Source organism: Ilumatobacter sp., from assembly GCF_041688325.1.
Lineage (GTDB): Bacteria > Actinomycetota > Acidimicrobiia > Acidimicrobiales > Ilumatobacteraceae > Ilumatobacter_A.
Genome location: NZ_JBDNIJ010000202.1, coordinates 1 through 2,808, shown reverse-complemented (window position 1 = coordinate 2,808; position 2,808 = coordinate 1). Strand labels below are relative to the sequence as shown.

Below are 2,808 nucleotides of genomic sequence, written 5' to 3'. Positions count from 1 at the left end.
CGCGCACACGGCGGAGGCGCCCGGCGACATCACGAGTTGCGCGACGCTCGCGGGCCAAACGGTCTTCGATGGCCATCGTTACCGCGTCGGTCAGCGACTCGCCGGTCACTGTTGCCAGTTCGCGAGCAAGCCGATCCGCCTTGTCACTCTTAATACTGAGGGCCACAGCGCCATTCTACCTGATCGTCTGGAAAGGTAGAACAACCAGATCGGGCCAACGCTCGCGTCAGGCGAGATCGCGTCAGGCGGGCACGTGTGCGCCGAAGAAGCCGCGTAGGGCAGTGGCCATGATTTTGCGTGTTGCCGCCGGCGTGATCAGCACGTCGACCGCGCCTGTGGAGGTATGCGTGTGTCCCTCGGCCTGCAGATGCTCGACCGGGACGCCGGCCGCGGCCAGCGCCGCGGCATATGCGTCGCCCTCGTCGCGCAACGGATCAAATTCGCAGGTGACGATCATGGTCGGCGGAAGGTCGGCCAGCGAGCTGGCACGCAGCGGTGACGCCTTGGGGTCGCTGCGCTGTTCGGGGTCGCAATAGTGATCCCAGAACCACGTCATCAACGACGTGGTCAGTACGTACCCCTCGCCGTTGTCGATGTACGACGGCCGCGTCAGATCGCAATCGGTTGCCGGGTTCAACAACAGCTGACCAACGATTGCGGGGCCACCCGCATCGCGCGCCTGCTGGCATGCGACGGCAGCGACATTGGCACCGGCGCTCCAACCCGCAACGGCGAGTTGGCTGGCGCGCACACCCAACTCGTCGGCGTGTGCAGCGACCCACTGCACCGCCGCGAACCCGTCGTCGGCCGCAGCAGGGAAACGTGCTTCAGGGGCATGGCGATAGTTGACCGAGATGATCGCCGCGTCGGAACGCGCGCACAGGTCGCGGCACAGCGGATCGTCCGAGGTGTGGCTGCCGAGCACCCAGCCACCGCCGTGGAAGTAGACGACCACCGGATGTGGCCCGGGCGAAGCCGGCCGATACAGCCGGTACTCCAACTCTCCGTCGGCACCCTGGAGCACGCCGTCGACGATTTCGCCGACATCGGGCCCCGGAGGCCGCAGACCTGCCGACATCTCCATGAACGCACGCGCATCGTCAACCGAGAGTGACTCAAGCGCCGGCAGGTCCATCTCGGCCATTGCTGCCAACATTGCCGCGACGTCGGGCTGCACCGCACGGATCACACCGTCGTTCGTGGTGACACCAGTCGGGCCAGCGAGCGTGAAGCCGAAGTAGCCGCGCTCGACGACTTCGTCGCACACCGTGCGGTATGCGCCCACGCCGCCTGGGTAGGGCAGGAACACCGACGGTTTGCCGGGCACGTTCGCGCCCATGTACCAACTGTTTGCAGTGGGAAACAGCGTCATGTTTGCAATGTCGTTCGAGTGTTGGACCCACTTGCGCTGAGCGAGCGCCGTTGGCTCGATCGTGTCCACCTGATCGGTCCGCATATGGTCGACGAGGTCAGAGATCCAGTCGACGTGCTGTTCGATCGACACCATCATGTTCGACAGCACCGACGGGCTGCCGGGCCCGGTGATCATGTACAAGTTTGGAAAGCCGACCGTCATCAATCCGAGATAGGTCATTGGACCATCAGCCCATGCATCGCGTAGAGCGACGCCATCGCGACCCGTGATGTTGGCCCCGACGATCGCGCCAGTCATCGCGTCGAAGCCCGTGGCGAACACGATTGCATCGAACTCCATCGACTCGCCAGTGACGTCGATACCGGCCTCGGTGATCGACTCAATCGGTGTGTGCAACAGGTTGACCAGTCGCACGTTCGGCCGGTTGTAGGTGGCGTAGTAGTTCGTGTCGAGACACGTGCGCTTCGTGGCGAAGTAGTGGTTCGTCGGGCACAAGGCCTCGGCAACCTCAGGGTCGTCGACGATCCCGCGAATCTTGTCGTGAATGAACCGACGCATCGTGTCGTTCGCCTCGGCGCTGATGGCCAAGTCGGTGAACGGCGACAGCCGGCCCAGCTCGCCGCGCTGCCACGACTGCTCATAGGCAGCATCGCGTTCCGCATCGCCTACTTCGAGTGCACTCAGTTCGGCGATGGGAACGAATGGCACACCGATCTGTGAGTGGCGTGCATCTTCCCGGTAGGCCACAGGGTCGTTGCGGTACTCGACCAGCCGCTCATCGGCGATCGGCCCGTGATGCGCGGGCATCGAGAAGTTCGGCGTCCTCTGGAACACGGTGAGCTGTGTGGCCTGCTCGGCGATGATCGGGATCGACTGGATGCCCGATGACCCGGTGCCGATCACGGCGACCCGCATGCCGGTGAAGTCGACACCCTCGTGGGGCCATGCGCCGGTCGAGTAGGTGGCACCCTCGAAACGTCCGTTGCCCGGCACGTCGGGAACCTTCGGCACCGACAGGCAGCCGGTGGCCATCACGTAGTGCTGCGCGACGACATCGCCGCCCGTAGTACTGACCGTCCACCGCTTCGTTGACTCGCCCCACGAGGCCTCCGTTACCCGGGTTTCGAAACGGATGTCGCGCCGCAGGTCGTGCTTATCGGCAACAAAGTTCGCATAACGCAAGATCTCGGGCTGGGTGGCGTACCGCTCCGACCACACCCACTCGGACTGCAACTCGGGGTCCCAGCTGTATGAATAGTCGACCGTGAGGATGTCGCAACGCGCCCCCGGATACCGGTTCCAATACCACGTGCCCCCAACACCGTCGCCGGCCTCAAGAACGACCGCGCTGAACCCGGCATCGCGCATGCGTTTCAGCTGGTACATCCCGGCGAACCCCGCGCCGACGATCACCACATCGACAGACGTCGAAT

2 protein-coding genes are annotated in these 2,808 nt (G+C 64.4%); both read right to left on the bottom strand.

All coding sequences use genetic code 11. The features are described from left to right. Positions 1-166 (bottom strand): type II toxin-antitoxin system VapB family antitoxin (locus ACH2EI_RS12080; protein WP_395160180.1); only part of this gene is annotated, 166 nt, incomplete at its 3' end. A gap of 75 nt (positions 167-241) precedes the next feature. After that, positions 242-2,808: alpha/beta hydrolase fold domain-containing protein (locus ACH2EI_RS12075; protein ID WP_395160178.1), on the bottom strand; the 2,567-nt coding region annotated here is incomplete at its 5' end.